This window comes from Paenibacillus sp. J22P165 (assembly GCF_059692015.1).
Map to the genome: position 1 here is coordinate 630409 of NZ_JCAUAP010000002.1, position 25123 is coordinate 655531.

Annotated in this window: 19 protein-coding genes; 2 read left to right on the forward strand and 17 right to left on the reverse strand. The window is 46.2% G+C overall.

What is annotated here, in order from left to right:
* Positions 1–117: 117 nt before the first annotated feature.
* The 6 genes from AC58QM_RS07020 to AC58QM_RS07045 form a co-directional block, all read right to left on the reverse strand.
* A complete protein-coding gene (locus AC58QM_RS07020) occupies positions 118–474 on the reverse strand; it encodes a response regulator (RefSeq protein ID WP_497282515.1) in 357 nt (118 codons plus the stop codon).
* 27 nt (positions 475–501) lie between these two features.
* Positions 502–951, reverse strand: a complete 450-nt coding sequence (locus AC58QM_RS07025) for a chemotaxis protein CheX (RefSeq protein ID WP_497282517.1) — start codon at positions 949–951, stop codon at positions 502–504.
* Positions 952–1121: 170 nt separating this feature from the next.
* Positions 1122–1889 (reverse strand): sugar phosphate isomerase/epimerase family protein, encoded by a 768-nt coding sequence (locus tag AC58QM_RS07030; protein WP_497282518.1) that lies wholly within the window; start codon positions 1887–1889, stop codon positions 1122–1124.
* Positions 1890–2029: 140 nt separating this feature from the next.
* On the reverse strand, positions 2030–2239 hold the full coding sequence (locus AC58QM_RS07035) for an alpha/beta-type small acid-soluble spore protein (protein WP_056615159.1): 210 nt from the start codon (positions 2237–2239) through the stop codon (positions 2030–2032).
* A gap of 71 nt (positions 2240–2310) precedes the next feature.
* Positions 2311–4065 carry a sensor histidine kinase gene (locus AC58QM_RS07040; protein WP_497282520.1) on the reverse strand — a complete coding sequence of 585 codons (1755 nt, stop codon included), beginning with the start codon at positions 4063–4065 and terminating at the stop codon, positions 2311–2313.
* A gap of 71 nt (positions 4066–4136) precedes the next feature.
* A complete protein-coding gene (locus AC58QM_RS07045) occupies positions 4137–5114 on the reverse strand; it encodes a phosphotransferase (protein ID WP_497282521.1) in 978 nt (325 codons plus the stop codon).
* 148 nt (positions 5115–5262) lie between these two features.
* Here AC58QM_RS07045 and AC58QM_RS07050 point away from each other — a divergent pair, with 148 nt between their 5' ends.
* Positions 5263–6201: a hypothetical protein gene (locus tag AC58QM_RS07050; RefSeq protein ID WP_497282523.1), complete on the forward strand. Its 939-nt coding sequence runs from the start codon at positions 5263–5265 to the stop codon at positions 6199–6201.
* Between the two features lie 142 nt (positions 6202–6343).
* Here AC58QM_RS07050 and AC58QM_RS07055 read toward each other — a convergent pair whose 3' ends face one another.
* From AC58QM_RS07055 to AC58QM_RS07090, 8 genes are all read right to left on the reverse strand, one after another.
* Positions 6344–7264 carry an aldo/keto reductase gene (locus AC58QM_RS07055; protein WP_497282524.1) on the reverse strand — a complete coding sequence of 307 codons (921 nt, stop codon included), beginning with the start codon at positions 7262–7264 and terminating at the stop codon, positions 6344–6346.
* 224 nt (positions 7265–7488) lie between these two features.
* The gene (hutG, locus tag AC58QM_RS07060; protein ID WP_497282526.1) at positions 7489–8472 is read right to left on the reverse strand and encodes a formimidoylglutamase; all 984 of its coding nucleotides are present in this window, start codon (positions 8470–8472) and stop codon (positions 7489–7491) included.
* Positions 8469–9767, reverse strand: coding sequence for an imidazolonepropionase (hutI, locus tag AC58QM_RS07065; RefSeq protein WP_497282528.1), 1299 nt, complete (start codon positions 9765–9767; stop codon positions 8469–8471). Before hutI ends, hutG begins: the two co-directional genes overlap by 4 nt.
* Positions 9768–9782: 15 nt before the next feature.
* Positions 9783–11459 (reverse strand): urocanate hydratase, encoded by a 1677-nt coding sequence (hutU, locus tag AC58QM_RS07070; RefSeq protein WP_497282530.1) that lies wholly within the window; start codon positions 11457–11459, stop codon positions 9783–9785.
* Positions 11460–11490: 31 nt separating this feature from the next.
* Positions 11491–13053 carry a histidine ammonia-lyase gene (gene hutH / locus AC58QM_RS07075; protein WP_497282782.1) on the reverse strand — a complete coding sequence of 521 codons (1563 nt, stop codon included), beginning with the start codon at positions 13051–13053 and terminating at the stop codon, positions 11491–11493.
* Between the two features lie 272 nt (positions 13054–13325).
* Complete coding sequence (locus tag AC58QM_RS07080) at positions 13326–14186, reverse strand: DUF421 domain-containing protein (RefSeq protein WP_497282531.1); 861 nt, start codon at positions 14184–14186, stop codon at positions 13326–13328.
* A gap of 151 nt (positions 14187–14337) precedes the next feature.
* Positions 14338–14712 carry a Rieske (2Fe-2S) protein gene (locus AC58QM_RS07085; protein WP_497282532.1) on the reverse strand — a complete coding sequence of 125 codons (375 nt, stop codon included), beginning with the start codon at positions 14710–14712 and terminating at the stop codon, positions 14338–14340.
* A complete protein-coding gene (locus tag AC58QM_RS07090; protein WP_497282534.1) occupies positions 14709–15866 on the reverse strand; it encodes an amidohydrolase family protein in 1158 nt (385 codons plus the stop codon). Before AC58QM_RS07090 ends, AC58QM_RS07085 begins: the two co-directional genes overlap by 4 nt.
* 238 nt (positions 15867–16104) lie before the next feature.
* Here AC58QM_RS07090 and AC58QM_RS07095 point away from each other — a divergent pair, with 238 nt between their 5' ends.
* Positions 16105–16890, forward strand: coding sequence for a helix-turn-helix domain-containing protein (locus AC58QM_RS07095; RefSeq protein WP_497282536.1), 786 nt, complete (start codon positions 16105–16107; stop codon positions 16888–16890).
* Positions 16891–17349: 459 nt separating this feature from the next.
* Here AC58QM_RS07095 and AC58QM_RS07100 read toward each other — a convergent pair whose 3' ends face one another.
* The 3 genes from AC58QM_RS07100 to AC58QM_RS07110 all read right to left on the reverse strand — a co-directional run bounded on the left by AC58QM_RS07100 (position 17350) and on the right by AC58QM_RS07110 (position 25120).
* On the reverse strand, positions 17350–18780 hold the full coding sequence (locus tag AC58QM_RS07100; protein ID WP_497282538.1) for a golvesin C-terminal-like domain-containing protein: 1431 nt from the start codon (positions 18778–18780) through the stop codon (positions 17350–17352).
* Between the two features lie 171 nt (positions 18781–18951).
* Positions 18952–21522 (reverse strand): cadherin-like beta sandwich domain-containing protein, encoded by a 2571-nt coding sequence (locus AC58QM_RS07105; protein WP_497282539.1) that lies wholly within the window; start codon positions 21520–21522, stop codon positions 18952–18954.
* A gap of 31 nt (positions 21523–21553) precedes the next feature.
* Complete coding sequence (locus AC58QM_RS07110; protein WP_497282541.1) at positions 21554–25120, reverse strand: heparinase II/III domain-containing protein; 3567 nt, start codon at positions 25118–25120, stop codon at positions 21554–21556.
* Positions 25121–25123 lie beyond the last annotated feature (3 nt).

Genomic DNA, 25123 nt, shown 5'->3' on the forward strand with positions numbered 1-25123 from the left:
TTTACAGGACTTGCCTATTTCGAAGAGAAATTCATCCACAAATCACCAAAAACAAGAAAAACGCTCACCCCTCTTGCAACAATTGCAAGGAATGAACGTTTTTACATTTTGCTTGATTTAGATAGCTCTGCGAATCGCATCCAACACGCGATCACCTTGAAATGGTTTAACTATGAAATCCTTGGCGCCAGCCTGGATCGCTTGAACGACCATCCCCTGCTGCCCCATAGCCGAACACATAACGATTCTAGCATTCGCATCTTTTTTCCTAATTTCCTTGACGGCTTCTACGCCTTCCATCTCGGGCATTGTAATATCCATCGTCACGATATCTGGTTTCAGTTCTTGATATTTCTGTATGGCGACCAAGCCATTCTCCGCTTCGCCTACGACATCATGTCCGCCTTTGGTCAAAATATCCTTCAGCATCATTCGCATGAAAGCTGCATCATCTACGATTAAAATTTTAGCCATTCTCAGTCACTCCTCTTAGTCATACTCTTATTCTTGCTCTTTCAATAAAACAACCCGGATATCGCCAACCGTCTCAATAGATATAGGAAGCATGAGCTTGTTCGATGTATCGTTAACATGAAAATTATCTTCTAGCAATGACGGTGGCGTGATGTCGAGTGAAACACCTTGCTCCCCTAGAATCGTTGTAGTTCCACCCGCAATAATATTAGCAATTTCACTTACACAGCTATCCAGCATGTCACCTTCCATATACATACCAAAAATCGCTTCACTCATTCGGCTAAACACGACCCGCTGACCGTCTAAAATCATACAATACTCACTGTTCGTAAAATTGATGGAGACGCCAATTTCATCCTTGCTCAGCGGTTCATTGCTTGTGCTTACTTCTGCTTGATCCAACGACTTTGGAATCACATTCCCGATCGAAACTCTTACACTATCCAAAAGTAAATTCTGCAGACTCTGTGTCATACTTCTCTCCTCTATTCAGTTGTATGTAACCGGTTGTTGACTACCTTCTATACGTTTACTTTAGCTTATAATTGTTAGTTATTTACACTCCTAAATGTTAAGGATGTATGTGAAAAAGTAAAAAAACAGAGCTCGCTTATCGCGATTCTCCGTTTTTATTTGGAAGGCTTTTATTTTAAATGATCTAATAATTGCTTTAAAGCTTCAGCATCGGATTGGAACTGCTCGATTGTGCTATCCATCACAAACTCCATGAGAATGTAACGTTCTTCTTGGAGATCCACCTGTGCCAAGTACTGTGACCATTCATGAATTCCCTCCGAGAACGGACGGCGAGTGTCTCCTTGCCAATAATAAGCGTGAAGGTTCAACAACTTCTTTTTAGCTGCTAATGCTTGCAGCCCTTCACAACGTTCTTTCATGGAAAGCTCTGGTGTTGGCTGCCACAAGCTGTACAGGTTCGTATGGTCTGCCTCTTCTAACAGTCGCATCGACGATTCATTCGTGTCCGTTAACGTTCCCCTATGGCACTCCAATGCAACTTTAATCCCTTCCTCTGCAGCGATTTCTGCAATAAGCTTGGCTTCCGTAGCAACCCGTGCCCGATATTCATCGTTAGCTGTTGAAGATGACTGGGTTCCTGCCCAAATGCGAATAACTGGCGCATGCAACGCCTTCGCAGCAATCAGGCTATCTCGAAAAGTTCCTACTGGCTGTTCGTTCTCCAGCAACCGAAAATAAGAACCATAAGCCGCTACCTCCATGCCGGAGTCGATCGTTTTTTTATAAAGTTCACTCGCGCCTACTGCATCCCCAGGTTGAACATGGGCATTCTCTGACCATTCAATTGCTTTCAACCCACAATTGCTGCTTAGTTGAAGTATTTCATCAGCTGTCTTATTCCGAAATGTGACCGATACAATGCCAGGTAGAATCATTGCTGTTCCCTCTCAATTTGAAATAGTCTCATGTACCATAATTCCCTAATTGATTGGATTTGTAAAGAAAAAAGACTGCATTCACCCAAGTAATAAGAGTGATCGCAGTCTTCTCGAACCAATTACCAATAAGCAATTGTCTAGCGTTTGAAACCTTGCAGTTGTTGCTCAGCAATCTGTACTAATCTTTTTGTGATTGTACCACCGATTGAACCTGCGTCGCGTGTAAGGAGATTCCCATTATAACCATTTGGTTGCAGTGCAATCCCTAACTCTTGAGCAACTTCATACTTCAATTGATTTAAAGCGGCTTTGGCCTGTGGAACTAGCAATGTGTTGTTGTTAGCCATTCGTAAATCACTCCTTCTCGTGGTGTAAACTTAGGATGTGGAGTGTAAGGAAATCTTATACATTCAAATTTTTATTTTTCATGTTTTAATGGAATGACGATGGAAAACGTAACACTATCCTCCTGCGTCGAGAAATCAATACTACCTTTGTAACGCTCAATTATCTGTTTAATAATGTGAAGCCCTAAGCCCTTATTGTTCTTTCCTGATTTGGTTGAAAAACCAGATTCAAATATGCGGGAGTGGATATCTGGACTTACCGGGTTACAGGAATTGTGCACTTTAATAATAAGTTGGTTAGCTTGAACGACGCCTTCCAGAGTGACTTTTCTTTCTGTCATAGGAAGCTCATTCGCCGCGTCAAAGGCATTATCGATTAAATTACTTAAGATGCGAACTAAATCCGTCGTCTTGATCGTCGTAAGTCGCAAATTTTCCATATTTTTAAAATCAACCTGCATGTCAATGTTATGAACCTCTGATTGCGCTAGCTTCGCTTGGATAATTCCACTTAACGCAGGAATATTAATTTCAACAGCTTTAATTTTGTAATCCATCATTTTGGCTTCTTGGATTAAAGGATCAATATATTCTTGCAGGCTTTCATATTTCTTTAATTTTATCATCCACGATATGGTTGTTATATGGTTAATAATATCATGACGTTGTTCCTTAATGGACTGAACAATGGAATTAATGTTATCTAGATACACATCTTGAACCGTCTTTACAGCGCCTTCATTCTTCTTCCGAGTAGCCGAGTAAAGAATGATAATAACAGCACAAACCAGCAACGTGACAATGCTCATAAAGAAGAAAACTTCACGGAATTGTTGTTGCAATGTTTTCTCGATCTGTGTGTAATCGGTTGCAACCATGACCACCTTATTCAAGTCATCCCGCTTATACTTCAGATTCGAGGTTTCGATCGGTGTGAAGCTTTTCAAAACGTTCGTTCCATTAATCATCACATTGTAAAAGACTGTACTCTTTTTCTCCAACGCTTCTTTCAGTTTACTCTCTTCTGCCTGATCTCGATATGTGTAGGAACCATTCAGGATGAGCCGTTCCGAATACCACTTTTCTCTATTATTAGGGGTTGGACCTTTATCGAAGATCTTCTCAGGATTCAGGACCCCGATTTCCAATAAATTTCCTTTGTTACTATCTAGCAGTTCATGGATGCTGACATCCACACCTACCTTTTCGCGATAATGCTCCAAACTGCTTGAAACATTCAGATACGGATTAATAATATAATTGGTGGTGCCATCATAATACTCTCCCCATTTTCTGATGTTGGTTTCATCAGTCGAGGCCGTATCGATCGGTCCGCTCCAAAAGTTTTCCAAGGTTAATCCCGTACCTACATCAACGGCTTTACGATCCGCTAGCTGTAATTGGGCTGTGTATACGATTCCCCACGTTTTCGAATTTGCTCCAATTTCTTTGGGATCCGAAGATCTAACCCCAATAAACTCATTGCCTCGACGCTCAAATAGCGTTAAACCACCAATATTCAACTGCTGCGCTAATTCGACTAGCTGCTCGTTCGTCACATGGTTAAAGTCGGGATGTAATGACTTCTGAATAGCGATCGAAGCTGTCCTAAGTTCGTGACCTAGCATTTCATCAAAGGTTGCCTCTACTTCGCTCTGCTTATCGAGTTCGGTCGAAATCGTCGAGGTCACCAAATTTATTTTCTCTTTTTGCTGGATATTCAGAAGAACTTTCGAATGTTGAAAATACGTTAAATTCATACTTAAAATAGCGATTAGAAAAATTAATATCGTTTTTAATGGGAACTTTTCTAGAGATGAAAACATGCTTACGATCTCCCTCAACAGGCGTTTTGTCTCTTCATTATAAAGCAATTCTGTCGAATTTTGCAGTTTTTTTAAAAATTTTGTCCACTTGTGTCTATTAAAAAACCCAGAACAATTCTGAATATTTCAAGAGTTTCGTTGTATTGCCGTTCAAGAGCTGTTTTTTCAAACTTTTCTTGTGCGATGTCATCTTCAATTAACAGCAATAACCACATCGAGTACAAAGCACTAAAGATATGATAATCACGAATAAAGCCTTCCCTTGTTGGAAATTGCAGCTTCGTGCGAACAGCTATGTATCTTTCAATGATGCCTACCCGTGGTTCCTGTTGAATAACCAAACGGCTATATTGCGGGCTCGTAATGTCCATCAAGCTATAAAGATCCCAGAACACACTATTTACATGGATGTACTCCCAGTCGAAAATGAAAAATTGATTATCCACTTCCGCTAAGTTTAACGGATACAAATCACCATGGGAAATGACTGTTTCACTATCAAGATGCTCATAGGGAAGAAGTTGTGCAAGAAAGTAGGTCAAATGTTCATCTAAAAAACCATGCCGAAGCCATAATTGCTTTATTTGTTCATCCTTGGCTTGGATAAAACGTTGAATTTCTATTATTTTAGGTGAATGACCTTCATATGCCTGAGGTAAAAGTGATGTAGGCAAGAGATGCCAATACGGCATGAGCTCCGACGCTTTGATCAGCATGTCCGCGCGGAAGCTATGTTCCAGCTCACCCAGATCTTCAAAAACCATCCACTCTTTTTCCGCTTCAATCGCATGAGCGCTGTACAAAATTCGGGGAACACGTACCTCGGGAATTCGATAATTAATATGTTCTTGAACCCATAACTCTTTACCTTTATTCGGAAAATTCGTTAAGGGCTTAAAAATAAAACTAATCATGGCACCCTCTATTTCCACCCGAATCCGTTCTACCTTCTGACCATTACGTCCCACATAAATAACTTCTCGTTCATGGGGAATATCGTCACGAACCCTGCCGGACTCTAAGAAAATACGTTCGTTCCTTGCTACCATGATTGCTTCACCGTCCTGACATTATTCACGATTCTCAACTTACCTGCTTACTTAAGTTAGAAGTCATGATATAAATGATATTCGAATTATAATATGATATATTTTGCTTATAGATTCAATACATAGTTCACATGGAGGCCAATTTATTATGTTACATGTGCTCGTCGACGAAAATGATCAAACAGCGTGGTATCCCAATTACCTCAGTGGTTTAAAAAAAGGACTTGATGCCGCGGGAGTGCCTTATGCATTTTCTCCCAATCTTCCCGATGACCCCAATCATCCCGTTTTGATTACACGTTTCACCCTGTTTGATATGATTAAAGAAGCCGATCCTGTACCGAAACACATTTATATTCAAGAGCATGATGTCTGGAATCCTTTCACAAATGTTTTAGACTTGGCATCCTTATGGATTTTTCATCATCCGTCTTTAAAAGCCATTTTCTATACGAATCCCAGCATGGTACCTTGGGGGAAACGATGCCTAGCTCCAGGCTCTCAAGTTGAAGTCATTGCAGCTGGCTTTCCTTATGACCACGACTATGTGAATGCCACCTTAAACGGAATCCAATCTTCCGATGAACGAGAAAAGCTAGTTGTTTTCCCAGGTCGAATGAATGAATTCTATCAACCTTATCTGTCTGTTCGAATGGCATTTGAATTCATGGAATTAGGCTACAGAGTCGTTGTGGCTTCGCCTGTAACACCTCTTTCTCACTATCCAGTTGCCATGTGGAGAGAATTGGGCATCGAAGTCGGAAGACTGCCACATGCGGAGTATTATCAACTATTATCAAAAGCAACCGCTGCCGTGTCCGTCACGATCGGCGGTAGTCTGACCCTAGCCCTCTATGAGGCGCAACTGCTTGGTGCAATACCAATTGCTCCCATGGGTCGAGCTGATTTGCCGCCATTCACCGAAATGTATAGCCCTAGATATGATCTACTGCATCCTAGAGAAGCGATTAACATGGTTGAAAATAAAGTCTCTGTTACGATCGATACACGGTGGTTCAGTATTGATGCCTATGTTCAGACATTACTTGATACGATTACTAATCATCATACCTTGCATGTAGAGTAATAAAAAGGACCATCAGTTCCCTGAGAGGAAATGATGGTCTTTTTTATTAAAATGATGGAGAGTGTTTATGTTTTTTTGGTTTTACTTCGAAAAAAAAACGTCCACTCCATCGGAGTGAACGCTTTTTCTCAAACTCTATCTACTAAGGAAGAACATTCCCAGCGGCACGATAAATCTCATACCATTCTTGACGCGTCAGATGGACATCGCTAGCTTTCGCACAATCAATTAGGCGATTGATATTCATTGTCCCCGTAACCGGCTGCATATGTGCTGGATGGCGTAGAATCCAGGCAATCGCGATCGTCGTATTGGACACCTCATATTTCGCCGCAATTTCATCAATCTTCTTATTCAGCTCTGGGAACTTCTCGTTTCCGAGGAATACACCTTCGAAGAATCCATACTGGAACGGTGACCATGGCTGAATGGTAATATCGTTCAAGCGGCAGTAGTCCAAGATACCACCGTCACGGTCCACGGCAGAATCATTAAGCATATTCACATTGATCCCATTCGAAATCATCGTAGCGTTCGTGATACTTAACTGCAACTGATTCGCGACAAGTGGCTGTTTAACTGATTTTTTCAATAATTGAATTTGTCGTGGCGTCTGATTTGAAACACCAAAATGTCTTACTTTCCCCGTACTTTCAAGTCGGTCAAAAGCTTCAGCGACCTCATCGGGCTCTACTAACGTATCCGGACGATGCAAAAGCAGAATATCCAAGTAATCCGTTTTGAGTCTTTTCAAAATCGCATCCACGGATTCCAGAATATGCTCCTTGGAGAAGTCGAACATCCCTTTGCGAATTCCACATTTGGATTGCAGAATAATCTTCTCACGCACATCATCGTTCATATGAATGGCATCTGCGAAAATTTCCTCACAAGTACCGCCACCGTATATATCCGCATGGTCGAAGAAATTAGCTCCGATATCCATAGCTCCTTGTACGAAGCGTTCTGCTTCGAGCTTGTCCAATGAGTTAATTCGCATACAACCTACGGCAATAACTGGAACTTCTAACGTACTAGTTCCAAGCTTCATTGTTTTTAACATGTCATTTATCCTCCTTCAAAAATCCATCTTTTTTATGTATGCCTGATTCGCCTCTCCCATTGTCACATATTGCTCACTCAGATTCAAGAAATGACGAAGTATGTTTTAGACAACTGCCTATTGGGATGATGGGATAGGAACAATCACGGGCATCGCCGCCAATTGAAAAAGCTGCGAGCTCCAACGACATAGGAACTAGCAGCTTTTTCAGTATATAACCAGACTTATACCTTACGAAAAGATAACGGGCGCTCTGCGAGTCCTGCCAAGAAGCTTAGCATGAACTGCACAGCTAGACGCGAGGTCATATTCCGCACATCCACGGTCGGATCTATGCAGACGAAGTCTAGTCCCTGCACCTGCGGCAGCGTTCCAAGTCGATAGAGCGCATCCAGCGCATCCCACGGATGCATCCCGCCAGTACCGATCGCTGGGCACCCCGGGGCGTAGGCCTGATCGATGACGTCAACATCGAAGCTCACATACAGCGCATCCGTCTCATTTCCCGCTAGCTGAATGGCCTGGTCGAGCACCGCATCCATCCCCATCCGCCGAATATCACGTGACGTATAGACATGTACGCCTTTACTCTTTACGTAGTCATGGTACGGCTTCGAATTCATAAAGCCACGAATACCGATTTGTACGATATGGTGTCCCTCGACCACACCGGATTCGAGGATTCCACGGAACGGCGTACCATTGGTGACGCCACCGTCCTCAAAATTGCGGACATCATGGTGGGCATCAAAATGAAGGATTCCCACCTTCTGTCCAGCATACCGATTGGCGAAGGCTTTGATTGACGGGCAGCTTGTGGAATGATCACCACCAAAGATGATCGGAATCAAACCTGGCATGTCAGTATACAGCGCGCGCAAGCTTTCCTCGATGCGGCGATGACATTCCGCGATATCTGTCACATGCATTTGGATATCGCCTAGGTCACGAACAGCTAGCGCTTGCAAGTCAACACCATACTCCATCGAGTATGTAGTAAACGACTTGAACGCGGCACGAATCGCCGCAGGTGTCGTCGAAGCGCCTGAATGCGAAATAGACGACTTAGACAAGGGGATGCCAATGATTCCTGCAAGCAGCTGCTCTTGGCCATCCCATTGGCGAATCCAATGAGCAACCTTGGTTTCCATGTGATCTCTGAACACAGCTTGATCTGGCGGTTTGAGATATGGGATCTCATGGCTCATTGCCCAGCCTCCTCCTTATTCGTCGTTAGCTTACGGTCCCATACGCTGACCTTGCCGTTTTTGATGACACCAAACGTATGGTTAATTCCGAAATGATATGGCAGATAAGCGAGATTTGGTGCATCAAATATCGTTAAATCCGCTCGCTTCCCTACCTCAATCGATCCAATATCATCGCCGCGTCCCAGCGCGTTCGCTGCGTTGATAGTACAAGCGGTCAGAATCTCCTCAGGTGTCATTTTCAAGTTCAGAGAAGCCAGCATGATGATCAGTTGGATCGACTCGGTTGGACAGGAGCCCGGGTTATAGTCCGTAGACAGCGACACCGGCAGTTCATAGGTATCGATCATGTCGCGTGCACGCGCATGTCTCGCCAAACCTAGGTTGAACGATGTGCCGGGTAAGAGCACTGGAATCACACCATGCTCAGCCATGGCGGCCAACCCTTTATCCGTTGCTGCCAGCAAATGTTCAGCGGAAATCGCACCGACTTCGCCCGCCAGCTCTGCACCGCCAAGCGGTTCTATTTCATCTGCGTGCAGCTTCGGAATCAAACCACATTCCCTTCCTTTCATCAGAATACGGCGTGACTGCTCCACAGAAAAAACACCTTGCTCACAAAACACGTCACAGAATTCAGCAAGCCCTTGTTCAGCCACCATGGGAAGCATTTCATTAATGACGAGATCAACGTAGTCCTCAGTCCGACCTTTATACGCCAGAGGTACCGCATGCGCGCCCATAAACGTAGAAACGATATCAATCGTATGTGTATCGTTCAACTGTTTGGCCACGCGTAATTGCTTCAATTCATCTTCCACGGAAAGACCATAGCCGCTTTTCGCTTCAATTGTCGTGACGCCCTGCAACAGCATTTCGTTCAGGCTTCTACGTGCTCTCGTATATAACTCTTGTTCCGATGCGGTCCGCGTACTTTGCACAGTGCTAAGAATGCCGCCTCCTTGTGCCAAAATATCCAAATACGAAACACCAGACCGCTTCAATGCCAGCTCATGCTCACGGGAACCGCCGTGAACGAGATGAGTGTGCGGATCAATCAATCCTGGCGTAACCATACGTCCGCCAACGTCCACTATTTCTGTAACTTCGATGTCTGTCAGACGCTCCAGAACAAGTTCGACAGGACCGAATGTGACGATTCTTCCTTCACGTATGGCGACTGCTGCATCCGTGATAACACGAACTTCCTTCATCTGCTGCCCGCAGCGCGGTACATTTCCTGGAGGGGTGACCAATTGGCCGATCCCTGTCATGAGCAAATCAATCCGTTCCATCGCCTCACTCCTCCTTCACTGTCCCTGCTCACGCATAGGGATGCGAATCCCATGCCCTTCCGCAGTTTCAATCGCCTCATCATAACCTGCATCTACATGGCGGATCACACCCATACCGGGATCGCTGGTAAGCACACTGCGTAGGCGCTCATCTGCCTCATCCGTCCCATCCGCTACGATCACCATCCCTGCGTGCAGCGAGTAGCCCATACCTACGCCTCCGCCATGATGGACAGAAACCCATGATGCGCCTGCTGACGTGTTAATCAGCGCATTCAAGATCGCCCAATCGCCAACGGCGTCAGAACCGTCCTTCATCGCTTCCGTTTCACGGTTAGGCGAAGCCACGGAGCCGCAATCTAAATGATCGCGACCGATGACAATCGGAGCTTTTAATTCGCCATTTCTCACCATTTCGTTCAGTGCGAGACCGAATCTTTCACGCTCACCATAGCCGAGCCAGCAGATTCGCGCTGGGAGTCCTTGGAAGGCCACTCGCTCACTCGCCATCGTAATCCAGCGACGCAGGTGATCATTTTCCGGAAACAGCTTCATCACAAGTTCGTCTGTTTTGCGAATATCTTCCGGATCACCGGAGAGTGCTACCCAACGGAACGGTCCTTTGCCTTCACAAAAAAGTGGACGAATATAGGCTGGAACGAAGCCTGGAAAATCGAAAGCATTCGTTACTCCTTGGTCGAAGGCGACTTGACGAATATTGTTGCCATAATCAAAAACAACGGAGCCCATTTGTTGCAGATCGAGCATCGCTTGCACATGAGTGGCCATACTGCTTTTGGAAATGTTCACATATTGCTCGGGATCCTTCTCACGCAATGCAGCTGCTTCGTCCAACGTAAAACCAACTGGTATATAGCCGATCAACGGATCATGAGCCGACGTTTGGTCTGTAACAAAATGCGGCTTAACACCCCGCCGCACGAATTCGGGGAATATTTCCGCTGCGTTCCCCAGAAGACCAATGGCTAGCGCCTTATTGTCTTCCATTGCTCTAGTAGCTAGCAATAGCGCTTCATCGAACGTTTCCGCCAGCACATCACAATATCGAGTTTGGATTCGGCGCTCAATGCGAGTTCGGTCAACTTCGACCGCGATGACGACACCCTCATTCATCGTGACAGCTAACGGCTGAGCGCCTCCCATGCCGCCAAGGCCTGCGGTCAACGTCAAAGTGCCTTTGAGTGAACCGCCAGTATGTTGGCGAGCTGCTTCAGCAAAGGTTTCATATGTCCCTTGCAAAATGCCCTGCGTCCCGATGTAAATCCAGCTGCCCGCCGTCATTTGCCCGTACATCATCAGCCCCTTTTGCTCCAGCTCACGAAAGTGCTCCCAATTCGCCCACTTCGGCACAAGTACTGAGTTCGAAAGCAGCACTCGTGGTGCTCGTTCATGGGTTTTGAAAACCCCTACCGGCTTGCCGGATTGGATCAGCAGCGTTTCATTGCTTTCCAGGCGCTGCAATTCCCGAATGATGGCATCGTAGGAAGGCCAGTTGCGAGCCGCTTTGCCGATACCGCCGTAGACGACGAGATCTTCCGGTCGTTCTGCCACCTCCGGGTCAAGATTGTTCATCAGCATGCGCATAGCTGCTTCCTGAACCCACCCTTTGCAGGACAGTTCTGTTCCCCGAGGAGCGTGAATTACTCGTTTGTGAGGATTAGAATTCGTCATAAGTGATCTCCTTCTAAGTTACTCTTATTCGTCAAAAAAGCGTTCCAGCCACTGCCTCCACTGCTTGCAGCCACTCGCCTTCCAGCAAAGCCGTTGCCACGTTTTCGATATCACGGGAAGTCGATCGGTCTTCCACAACCGGAGGCACGAGCGCCCGCAGCTTGTCGTACAGAACCCTTGTCGCTGGAGCAAGCCCCTCAGCTCCCACAAATTCGGCGGCTTCAGCTGCACAAATCAACTCGATAGCCAGCACCTTGGACACGTTGCTGATGACCTGTGCGGCATGGCGTGCTGCTGTTGTTCCCATCGACACATGATCCTCTTGATTCGCCGAGGAGGGGATCGAGTCCACGCTGGACGGATGAGCGAGCACTTTATTTTCCGAAACAATTGATGCACTTACATATTGCGTGATCATCATACCAGAGCACACTCCTGGATTATGGCTCAAAAAAGCAGGCAGTCCCCCCGATAATGCTGGATTAACCAGTCGTTCGGTACGACGTTCAGAAATGTTAGCGAGCTCGCTCATGCCAATTTTCAGAAAATCCATAGCAAATGCGATCGGCTGCCCATGGAAATTACCGCCGGAGATGACGAGACCCTTCTCCACGAATAACAAGGGATTATCCGTCGCGGAGTTCATTTCAATTGCAAGCTTATCCTGCACATAAGCTAGCACTTGGCGAGTAGCCCCATGTACTTGCGGTAAGCAGCGCAGTGAATACGCATCCTGTACGCGAAGCTCACCTTGGCGTGTCGTCAACTTGCTGCCTCGCAGCAAGCTGCACAGATTTTTCGCTACGCCGATTTGTTCCGGATACGGTCGAACCTGCTGCACCTCATCTGCAAAAGCATCCGGAATGCCGCGCAAGCATTCGACCGTTAGGGATGCAATCACATCGGCGATTTTCGCTAATCGAAGTGATTGGATGAGTGCCAACGTACCGATAGACGTCATGATTTGGGTGCCGTTAATTAGCGCTAGCCCCTCTTTGGCCTGCAAGCTAATCGGTTTGAGCCCTGCCAACGCAAGCGCTTTCTCACCCGACATGCGTTCACCATGGTAAAACGCCTCCCCCTCGCCCATCAACACTAGTGCCAAATGAGACAGCGGAGCCAAGTCTCCGCTAGCACCAAGCGAGCCTTGCTCTGGCACGACTGGGTGTACACCACGATTGATGCAGTCGATTAATAACTGCAGCGTTGCTGAGCGGATGCCGGAATGGCCTTTAGCCAGTGCGTTGGCGCGCAGCATCATCAATGCACGAACCGTCGGTTCCGGGAGCGGGTTGCCGACAGCGCAGGCATGGCTGCGGATCAGGTTAACCTGCAGCTGCGCAGCGTCTTGTGGGGAAATCGTCACATCGCTGAATTTGCCGAAGCCCGTCGTGACCCCGTAGACTACTTTGCCAGCAGCGACCAGTTCATCCACCATTTTGCGGCACGCGATCACACGCCTGAGTGCCTGCTCATCTAATTCGACGGGCACATTGTCATAAACAACCGCCGCGACTAACTCCGGTATCAATTGCTCCCCGTTTAATAAAACAGGAGTCGCTTCTAGGCTGCTTTCCTGCTGTTTGGATACCATCGCCATGATCAACTCAGACTCCTTTCCTTTCTCGCTTTACCAAAAGAAAGGGACCGTACGGAAGTTGTTAGCTTCCATTCGGTCCCTTTTTAAAAAAGAGGATTGTATGCGATTGTCCGGTATCCAGCTCCAGCCGATCCATCATCGCGATCACTCACTTTATCGTTATTTTGTTTTTCCTAATCTTACCTATTCCCATTTTCACACCTGTTTCGTGAGCTGTCAAGATGGCTTAAAGCCTAGTTGTGGCACATGTCTAGTCCAACTTCACATCAACGTTTAAGGATCGGTTTCAGTTGTGCAATGATTTCCTCCATTTGCTTCGAGGTCTGCTCGTACATTTCTTTAGCCTTTTTATTATTCGTGGTCAGTCCATACAACATTAAATCGCCTTCGCATTGTTTTAAGGTTGCAAATAACGCCGCTTTCTCCTGTGGCACAGGGACGTTGATCTTGTCATCATACAAGTCAACAAACAATTGGCCGTAGGAATCCACTTGACCTAGAAATACATTTTCGACCGTGACACCTATTTTAACTAACTCCGTATTCAACCATCCCCGGCTAAAACCTAGAGTAGCCAAAGGTTCGTCCATTATTACACCATCCATAATTACTGCCTGTGGCTCCTTTTCTGGCGCAACCTGGACACCTAAATGTTTGGGCGTCAGCGGTTGATTCTCGCGCGTTAAGAGGACATTAATTTCTCCGCTTGGTTCCATAATGGCAAATTCCACATCGGCCACTTTAAATACCGATCTTTTGCGCAGTTGCTCCATAAGCTCATCAGAGGTTAGGCGTTCTTTCTTTAAATTATCTTCCATGACTTTACCATCTCTAATGAGGATTGTCCCTTTGCTATCAATGAAATCCCGCATTTTTTTACTTTTTAGCTGCAGAAATTCAATACCTAACGTACAAGTCACCCATACCCCAATAGCGACCAATCCTAGATACCATTTCGTATCCGTGTCCAACGATATATACGCCGCGAGATTACCAATGGAAATCCCGGTTATGTATTCGAAGAAGGAAAGCTGGGTCACTTGCCTTTTACCCAACAGCTTAGTCATCAGGAAAAGCACCACAATTGATAAAAATGTCCGTAAAACAATTTCAAGCCAATCTAACACGATGAATCCTCCTTTTTGCGATGCCAAATTCCAATTGTATTCAATTGTTTGTTGAATGGGTGAAATTTATGCAATAAAAGGAAAAAATGCCAACAGAAGTAGGGTAAAAAACCAGCTTCATGGGAAGCTGGTGGGTCATTCTCATCTTATTTTACATGTGAACAATAATGTATTCCTCTTCAACGGACACGTCATATTTTTCGACAGAAACATCATACGTCTTTGTGCGTGTTTTCGGATCCACGATCATCCGCCCTGTCTTGATGTCGAACTCCCAGAAATGCCAAGGGCACCTCACGATTTCTCCTTCACGCTCAAAACAAAATTCCTCACCTGGCCCCTTCGATGTAAGGAATGATGTCGTGATGCCTTCGCATAACGAAGCACTCTGATGTGGACACAGATTGCGAATCGCGAAATACTCCCCGCCCAGATTGTAAACCCCGACGCTTCGTCCACCTGCTTCGATGATCTTCTTCGATCCCGGCTTCAACTCAGCAATAGTCCCTACCACATAACGATTCATGCTGTGACTCCTCCTGTTTTACGCTGTGGCAAACCGTACAATTCTGCGGCATTTTGATAAAAAATACGCTCCCACGTCTCGTTCGCCAGCTTCGGAAAAGCGTGCATCGGTGAATCAAAGTCCCAATGTGGAAAATCACTCGCAAACATCAGATTCGTCTTGGCAAAAATGGCCTCCATCATCGGTTGGAACAGTTCCATTTTCGGCGGCAGCTCCAGCGGCTGTGAAGTGACCTTGAAATGCTTGCGATAATACTCGCTAGGCGGTTCTTTTACCCACGGTGTCTGATGACGCAGCGCTTTCCAATCCTGATCTAGCCTCCAGATGAGCGGGGCGATCCAAAGCATCCCGGCTTCCATCATAACTACTTTCAAGGTCGGGAATTTCTCGAAAACGCCTTCAAAAATAAAGCTTGCCATGTGGGCCATCATGATTTGAGCACGGGCTGCTCTGTATTCAATATAGCTAGTTACGTGTCCGGCACCAGTCGGCGGATTATTAATCCCTAGCCCCTCCATACTGACATGGATTGTAAAAGGCAGATTATGACGTACACACGCTTCATAAATCGGGTGATAAAATCGTTGGCCATATGGCTTCTGAGCACCGTTCGAGACGATAGCCTGAACCATGCCAGGGTGGCTGCCCAGCCGATCGATTTCTTTTGCAGCAAGGATGGGGTCCTGTTTGGGAATGAGAATCGACCCTTTCAGCCTGCTATCCCGGGATAGGTATCTCTCTGCATAGTAGTCGTTATGCGCAGAACATACAGCCGCTGCAAAATCAGTATCAGGTGTGCCATGTACATCGTATTCTGCGCCTGTAAGTATGCCGTATTCCAGATTGTATCGATCTAAATGATGCTTCTGCAAATGCTTCAAATGGCTGTCTTCTGTCCCATCATCCACATATTGCACATCTTGCATCGAGCCCCTAGTCCCTCCGTTTAGATACATGCCTCCTTGCGATGGCATACGCCATCCGAATGTGGACACCTGCTCGCGATATATTCGTGGCAGGTAAGACAACATGTGCTCTCGCGGAGCCGATGCGTGGATGTCTGTGTCTATAATCGATTGTTTTATTCTTGATCTTGCGGCAGTTGGATTTGCTTCAACAGTTTGTACCAGTTCTCCTAGTTCGATCGTGCTCATTTAGGTTCACCACTCCTTGTATGATTCAGATGAATTGCGTAATCGGATCATGCATGAATCCGACATTTAACTCCTGCAATGAGATCTCTTACTTTCATCTTACAGGCAGTGGTTTGCCAAGGATATGCACGTATTTTATATATTTGCTGTACTTTTTTTAGCGTGTTGCCTCTGACGAAACCATTGAATCATGGTACACTCGAGATAACCTATTTATGAGCAAAATGAGGTGAACGTGTTGTACAATCCTTCGTTTGAATTGAACATATATACTTACGCCGGGCCGCAGCCTGGCTTTATTAAAAGTCAAGAAATACATAAATATTACGTCATACTTGGCGTAGAGTCGGGTTCGTTCGATTATGCGGTCGGTGAGATCTCCGGCAGAGCTTCTTTCGGGGATTTGGTGTGCATCCCGCCTGGCACTCTTTTTAAGCGAAAATCGTTGGGAGAAATTACGTTTCACCTCCTCTCCTTCACCTCCGTTATGGAAAGTAATCCATATTTCCCTACACTTCCCGTAGGTAAAGTGAGTATTGGCGATGTTAACCGGCTAGCCTCAACCTATGCTTATCTTCGCAAAACTTGGCAATCATCGGGGACGAGCTCCCATATGACGACAATAGCGAATCACATGTTGATGGATATTCTACATTTGTGTGATTTGGAGAGACAATACGCGCAAAGCCGTAAAAAAAGTACCGACCCTCTCATGCAACAGGCCGCTGGTCACATACATAGGCATCTCTTCGGTGAGATTCACATGCAGGATATTGCTGCAAAACTTGGGATCAAGCCTTCTGAACTAACCCGCCGTTTCCGTTTGGAGTACGGGACTGTGCCCGTGGAATACGCCACGAAGCTGCGGCTGGAGGAAGTCAAGCGTAGGCTGCTTGAAACCAACGAGACGTTGGAAGCGATCGCTGCGCGTTGCGGGTATGAGAACGGCTCGTACCTTAGCCGTGTGTTCCGTGCTAAGGTCGGCGTAACGACATCTGAGTTTAGGAACAACAATCAAATTTGATTGTTGTCGTAGCTGGTAGTGCGCCGGATATCCCATCATGAGGTCGGTTAATAGCGGGCGAACGCATGGTGGCTTCCGATACGTGTTTAGATGGATAAACTACAGCTAATTTGTCCGAATTTGACCTGTTTGCATAATTAGATGGAAAAACCACAGCTAATTTATATGGAATTTGATAAAACGAGCAAATCGAAGTGATTTAACTACAAGAAATACAGCTAACCTTTCGAATCCTAGAAATACGCTTCAAATAGATGGAGAAAATCCAGTTAGATTGCGGGAAGCAAAGGGAGTAGAGGGGTAGAGGAGTAGGAGTAGGAGTAGGAGTAGGAGTAGGAGATGCAGATGAAGTAGATGAAGCATAGAAAGCAGGTTCATTATGCAAAGGTCATTGACGAAAAAAGAGCTGTTTCAAAAAGTCAAGATCGACTTTTGAGACAGCCTCTTCTATTTAGCCTATCAGTTCATAGACGGCCAGAACGCGACATCGTCCCATAGGACTTCGATGGCGCCACTATGATCTCGAACAAAGTTCACGGTTGATTTGCCCGTGTACAACTTAAACGGATTAAAATGTGTCAACCCAGCTGGTGTAAGGTTATCTGGATCGTAGGTCCAATTCGTCACATCAAAAATAACTTGCTTGGAGCCCCCAGCAGGCGTAATGGCCATATAAAATCTGCCTGTGGTCGCATTCCCTTGCTTGTAATAGATTTCCCCAGTCAACCATTGCCCCGTAGGTACGATAAAATTCCGATTATCCTGTAACCACACCGTATCAAAATCCGCTTCATCTTCGGAATCTGTTATTGGGGTACGCTGCCCTTTGACCTGAAAATAGAACTTCTGACTGGATGCGCCGCCCGCTGCTTTGGTCAGATTAAGGCTAACCCGATAGGGATAGACCGTGCCGGTGGTCCAACTAGGCTGATTCCAAAACTCTGCGAGCGTAAACCAACTCACTGGATCAGGAATTTGCTTGATAAGCTCCACATCAGGGTCGAGATAAAACCGGAATGAATAGTAAATCTCAGTCAATGTACTGGTATTGCTATACAGATTGGCTTGAACTCGGCCCTTCGTAATGTCATCGCCAACACTTCCCAGCCAATACTTCATGACCTTATTCCCGGAATTCGTTGGATCGGTTACGATGCTCGCATTGCGGTCTAAGCAGTCCGTTCCTTGATACTGAATGCTGAATGAGCCGAACTTCGAATATCCATCGAGATGAGTTACCCAATCATTCGGGGAAGTAACTGAAGTATCTGTACCCGTTATATCCGTTATACAAGATGCACTTGTTGCTCCGGTAGAACCGGATTCAAAGCCTGAATGAAAAATAAGTGAGCCACTGGGCGCGTATGTGGTTCCTGTAGGTGCCGATGGCGCTTTCACAAAACGCACAGCATCCGCTATAACAAAGCCATCCGTACTGTCATTCCGAATTCGAACATAGCCGCTCGTTCCTGAAACGAAAGCATAACGACCGACGAAATTCCATACGTCACCACCGTTCGAACGTTGGTTCATAGTAAGTGTCGTACTGCCGCCATTATACGAAATATCAACCGGCACGTTGGAAGCACGATTGGCGGAGGAATTCCATCGCATGTAGACATCATAGTTACCCGATTCGGTCAACGTTGGGGTAAACGTGATGGACTTCGATCCTTTGCTCGTGTTTCCATCATGCGCATAGTTGGTTCCGTAGAAACCTGCAGCTGATGTCGAGGTGCTCCATGTCCCAACGGTTGTGATACCTGTCGTAGCACTGTTGTCCACGATAACTTCAGCAGCTTCTACACGTGCTGGGTTCATAACTAAGCTGAAGAGAATCGCGCCTATGCAGGCAAGCAGACTAAGCGTTCCTACTTTGTTATTCAACATAACGCCTCCCTATTAACTTCTAAATACGAGAGATACCTGTGACGGGTCCGTAAGCTAAACCAACTCGTTTCACTTCGAAATGGACAGGGCTCAATCACCTCCCTTATTGTATGAAGTTAATAACTCACCTCCCTTCTGGCTGCATCGCCTAGGCTAGTTGCCATAACTGTTTTATTCGACCGGTTGCCCTGCGACAAGGGTCTTATTGGCAATTAGAATCCTGTCTCCTACAGTCACCATCACCGAGATTTGGGCTTCACCAACGCCAGTAATCGTGATATTACCTGACTGATCGACTTGCGCGACCGTTGGCTGGCTCGAGGCGAACACGGTTTCAGTGGGTGTAATCTCCACAATCTCCCCGCTCGCGCTCATCCCTTGGAAGATCAATTGCAGCTCCTCCCCCACCTCATATTGGGTACTATGCGAAAAATACGTATCCCATTTGGATTGATCATCTTGCGCTTGAGCCTCACTTTCATAAAAACGCACATCCGAAAGTCCATTCCAACCGGTTCGTGTCTCACCGTAGCCATAGCATTTCAAACGAACGAATCTCGCCTGTACATCGTTTAACGGGTAAATTTCCGGATACAGCGTCGTACCACTCGTTTTCAAACCCGTTTGAAGCACTTGCCAGCTTTCGCCATCATCTGAAATTTCTACATCGAAGTTGTACGATCGTTCATTTCCGAGATAACCGGCAACCCCCATCCCATGGACGTTGACAAAGTTGCCGAAATCATAGCTAATCCACTTGACTTCGCCTGCGCTAGTTGTAGACCACCTCGTGTTCAAATCATTGTCTATCGTTTTTTCAGGTGTATTTGTATTCGCGTATCCATCATTCGATAGCACGCTCTCTACAGGAATCCATGTTTTCACAAGTTCCTCCTGCACTTCGCCTTCAATAGACAGCTTAAGCATTGCAAGATTCGCAGGTTGATTAGACGAAAATGGATCATTTACAAAATGGAACGTATACGTCCCAACACCTTCAATTTGCATAATGGTTGGCATACTCGCATTTTGTGCCTGTTGGATGGTCGTACTCGCCCCGTTGTAGCTCTGTATGCCTATTACGGGGATACTACCATCCGGATGAAGATTAAGCTGATAGCTCCTCACTTCAGGTTTGAAGAAATCTGCAAGCTTCCCATCCACGGTGACATGCTGTGACAGTAACTGAACTAATTGTTGTTGGAGCGCTTGTTCATTTGCTCCCATGAAGGAGATGGGCTCTTTACCAAAAATAAGAAGACCTGAGGCATCCTGATAGACTTGAATACCCATCGCATGTGCAAGTTCCTCCGCCGGGAAAGTAATCACACCATTTATCGACTGCGCATCCAGGTTCATCATCATTCTTTCGATATTAACCGTATAAGTCGTCTGTAAGCCAACTTGCGAAGTGACAATAATCGAAAGTACATTATCGCCAACCGAGAGCGCTTTAGTATAGGCCGTGCCCGAAGGATGCGCCATTCCGTTAATCAGGAGGGTATCCGTCGGTGAGGAAACGGATGGTGTGATGTCAATGCTCGTCAAGCTGTTCCCCGTTACAACCTCATAATCCGTTCTAAGCGGGCTAAATGGCAATTGACCTGGTGTCATCAGTAAATTCCCCAAAACTGGCGCCACGCCAGCCTTTTTCACATTCAAATAGTAGGTTAGTTGGGTACCATCCTCAGCAGTAATCGTAATGGAAATGGGGGTTACACTAGCGGATAACACCGCTGTGAACGTTTCCCCGGACAATAGAGGATCACCGTTTATTTTCAAACTTTGATAAACTTGTGAAGTTACGGTAGGTGTTATTTCCATGTTGCTTACTTCATTCCCCACCTCAACATCATAAGTTGTCGTCTCCGGCCTGAAATTCAACTCCCCAGGATTGATGAACAGACTGCTCAAGGTGGCATCATTATTCATTCTGCGAATGAGCGCCTGATACGTCCTTTGTGTATCATCTTCAGCAGTAACTGTAATCGCTACAGGTGTCGTATTCCCTGTGAGGACAGCTCGATAAGCAACCCCTGACCCTTGGCTAATCCCATTAACCGTCAAACTCTTATATACGGAGGATGACACGGTTGGTGTTAGATCGACGTGGATCGTCTGTGGAGGAACTGTAATATGATAGGTAGCTGTCACGACATCATAAGCCACTGTACCTGGAAGTGCAGTCAATCCGCTTAATGAAGCATCATTACTCTTGGGTACTTCGAATTGTGGTACGAAGCGGATGGCATCAGCCATCACATAACCGTCCGTTCCGGCCGCATTTATTTTAACAAAATTCGTATTTCCTGCTGCGAAATGATAGGTTCCGAGCAAATTCCAAACGCCGCCCGTCCCGTTAGCCCGCTGACTGACTGTCACGATATCACTTATACCATTATGAAAAATCTCAAAAGGCACATTGCTTGCTCGATTCAATGACCTGCTCCAATTTGCATACACCGCATAGGATCCGGCTCTGGGTAACACAGGGGTGTATTGAATCGTTTGTCCTTTGTTCTCTGTGCCTTGTACCGACTCATAATTGCTGCCATATTTCTCACTTGCAGAAGTGCCCACTGTCCATGTGCCCGTTCGCGTTATGCCTGCGTCCGAATTATCCACAACGATATCCGATGCACCTACACCCAGATCCGCCGCTCCCACCGGGGAAGCAATCCCCAACAGAAGTGTTCCGAGCCAGACCAGAAGCAGCAACCGGCTTATCAACTTTTTCCCCATATAAATCCTCCTTGTATATAACTGATTCATTTCACCTTAATACATCGCCTATATCCTTTAGTTTGGGCAAGAATGAGATCGCATAGGGATCAGAATTCAATAAGTGGGTTACAAAGGTTACTTTGCCTGTTTCTGCGTTATAGGCACTTCCCAACACGGGAAGCAGCAGTTTCTCTTGATTGACGCGCCATACCACAAGGTTTTGGTTCAGTTCTTCCGTTGCAGCTTCATATGGAATGGTCAGTGTAACACTGTTGAGCAGGCTAACCCACGGAATCGGCACTTGATTCTTCAAGAGGGTGAACTTCACCGCGGGATGACTTCCTATGACCTTGCTGGCTATGCTTCCGAACGTAGATGGATTTACTTTTTCAATTGCAAATGTAATCTTCGTATCTGGTTGTTGGTTAGGCAGCATATTCCCCAGCAATTGTGCGGAGCCAATGTCCGTCTCAACAAGCACTTTCAGGTTCCTTTTCGAAGAGGACACTGCCTCTACCGGCAGTCCTACTTGATAGGAGGTTGCCTGTTGCGTAGAACCGACTTGAATCGTTATCGTTTTTATCCCCTTGCTATCTGGCACTGCATGCTGCAATGCGCTCTGAAATAAATCGAAGCTGACCGATACTTGAACAATACCACCCGCTGCAGTTGGTGGAGCAGGCATGAGGATCCTAGAGCCTTCCACCGTCGGTGAAGGCAGCGCATCATCAACAGGTAAGACGGCAACTCTGCCACCATAGTTGATAATTGCATGGCTGGATGCCTCATCCTCGTGGTAGCTTCCGCCCATTCCTTGTGTAACGAATTGCACAGGTACCCAGGTGTGCCCATCTGCCTGTTTCGTTGTCACGCTGGGATCATTCGGCTGAATAAGTGTTCTGCCCCCATTGGTGTATACCAGCGGACTTCCTTTAAAAAAACCAATATCATCAGCTAGCTTTTGTCCTAAAAGGGTAGAACTCTGATCTGCAAGCGTCCAATCTGCCATGTTCGTGATGGCAGGAAATTCAGTTGGCGTTGCTTCTCCTTCTTTCAACGGCACAAATTCCACCGCCAAACGAATGGCGTTCTCATGCTGCATCCGGATCGCGAGCTTCGATCCATAGTTAGAGCTTTGTACCGATGGATTCGGCGATTGTGGCAGCGGCTTGGCATCCATGATTGAGAAGCCCGCATCTGCTGGTCCTTCTACAATGTGTGCCCACACGCGTTTGTTGTTTAACGTCAGCATCGCAGACTTACGGTCTTCACTCGTTTGAACCTTGGCTGATGTGTGCATGAACCACCAAACATCCACGTCCGCATTCGCTGTTATTTCATCTTGAAGCAACAACTTCGAGCGATTATCAAATAATCGCATTCCTCTACGGACCGTTGTGGCATCGGCCGCATAAGCTTCCGTCATGTCCAACGTACCGAATGCTTCTGTGGCACTAGACTGCGCATCCATCACGCGACCTGTCGCATAAATATCTTGATCGAAGCCGCCATCCGGATTAATGACAAGCGTGTTCTGTCCTTCCGCTCTCGTCGTGTAGTATTGAAAACGACCACCAGTCGTGTCGGAATAGCCCGGCCAAGCATAGTTACCTGGTCCCCTCATGGTAGCCCAGCGTTCACCAAGCGCATCAATAACGAAAGTACCATTGGATAGCGCGGAATGGTTTTCTTTGTTATACCCGCCTTTGAGCCCTGCAAAAATACCGTTGTCATCCTGCCAAGAGCTTCTCATCAGCACAGCATTGGGGCCCTCTTGAAATTGATAGCTTTTATCTAATGGAAAACTGCCTGTTGCCGTGCTATTTACCGAGTCGTACCATAAGAGAGCGAATACTTGATCTCGCGTTGCCGCAACAACCGGATTATACGTTTCTTGCTGCAGGCGCAAGTAATACCAGGCATATTGAGGCTTGTTGAACTTATTCGCAAACCATAACATTAACGGGCTATTCGGCTTTCCTACAGAGCTGTCCCCGTAGTTGAATGCTCCCTCGGAGCCAGACATATAGATCGGGAAGTCCGGCGTATTGGCAACACCTGGAGCATCGTAGAGACGATATTTCGCTGGTAGTGCAAAGTCTTCATTAAAGGACGTCTCAAAGGTCGCCATCGCATTCGTCAAAAAGTTGGTCCCATACACCCAATACATAGCGCCTTCTGGATAGGCACCATCGTTGGCATATTCCGTAATGCCCCTTTGAATGGAATTTGACCCTTTTTCCAACAAAAATTCAGACAAGTTCGGATACTCATCCGAAATGGCAATGGCAGCGCTCATAATGGATGCATTACAGACTAAATTCCAGTTGTGGGAAGCGATTACAAAGTTAGTCCCACTAATGATGCCGTTATACGCATCCACTGCGTACGTCAATCCTTTATCCAACATCGTGTCCCGAATAAATTGCCGCTGTTCCTGCGTCCAATCATAATAGTTCCAGTCATACGCAATCGCATAGGCTTGAAGCATTTCCGCTACGGACAAGAAACTCGATGGCTTCCAGGTCGGATAAGAGGCAGTATTTTGAATTTCCAGCCATAATCGATTCAGATATTTCATGTCACGCTCCATCTGAAAGGCCATCGACAGAATATACGTCCGATTTTCCATTTCGCGTGCATGTTCCAGAATGGCATTATTCGTAGGTTCGATTCCATAGGGACGAACGGGCTCTGTTAGTAAGACATCCGCACGTTTTTTCACATCGTTGTACCACTGCATAGGCCTGTAATCCGTTGCAATCTTGGCCTTGATGGCATCGAAATCATTTACGAAAAGGCGGGGATGCTGCTGTTTCACATTCGGAATCATCGGTGTCACCGGCAGTACAGAAAGCTTCGTATCTCTAACACCCGGCGTCACAACCGTCATTTCTTTTCCCCTGACTGTTACATTATCGATATAATAGTCCTGCGCATCCGCATTGGTCGGAAAGAAATCAATAGATTTGATATTTTTCACTTTCGCTCCATTATAGAAGCCTAAATGATCGACGAGTAGATTCCCATCATGCCACACAGAGAAGGTATCCGTGTCTGTGTCCAGTTCCACCCGCATGGCAATCCATTGCTTCGTCGGCAAATCGACTCGAATGCGTTTGCTTGCATCCACGGCTGGAATATCCATTTTGAATTTGCCGTCTACCGTTGCTGGCGCCGTCGAAATGGAGGTGACGATCGACTCGCCATTATCCAGATTTCCTTTAATTTCGGGAAGCTTCATTTGCTTTGCTGTGTTTGCTTCAACCCTTAAATCGTAAGTTAAGACCACCTTTCCCTCTAATGGATCGAATGTCCTTGATGCTTTCGTATTCGCCTTTCTGCTTGTCGATTTCAAGCTGTGATTCGTAGGATCAGATCCTGTATCCACCCCATTATCAGGCCTTGTCACTACCGTCATGGGCACGCCATTCGTAAATGTCCAATCTGTCAATTGGCTGGCATCTGTCACGTTGTCAAAGTTTTCTTGATAAAGTATCGGAATTTCCTCATCTGTTGCTGCAGAGGCAGCAAGCGGTAAACCGCTTGCTCCCAGAAGTATTGTTGAAGTAAGTATCCCAATAGCGCGCCATTTCCTAGCTAGCATTTTGATCATCTT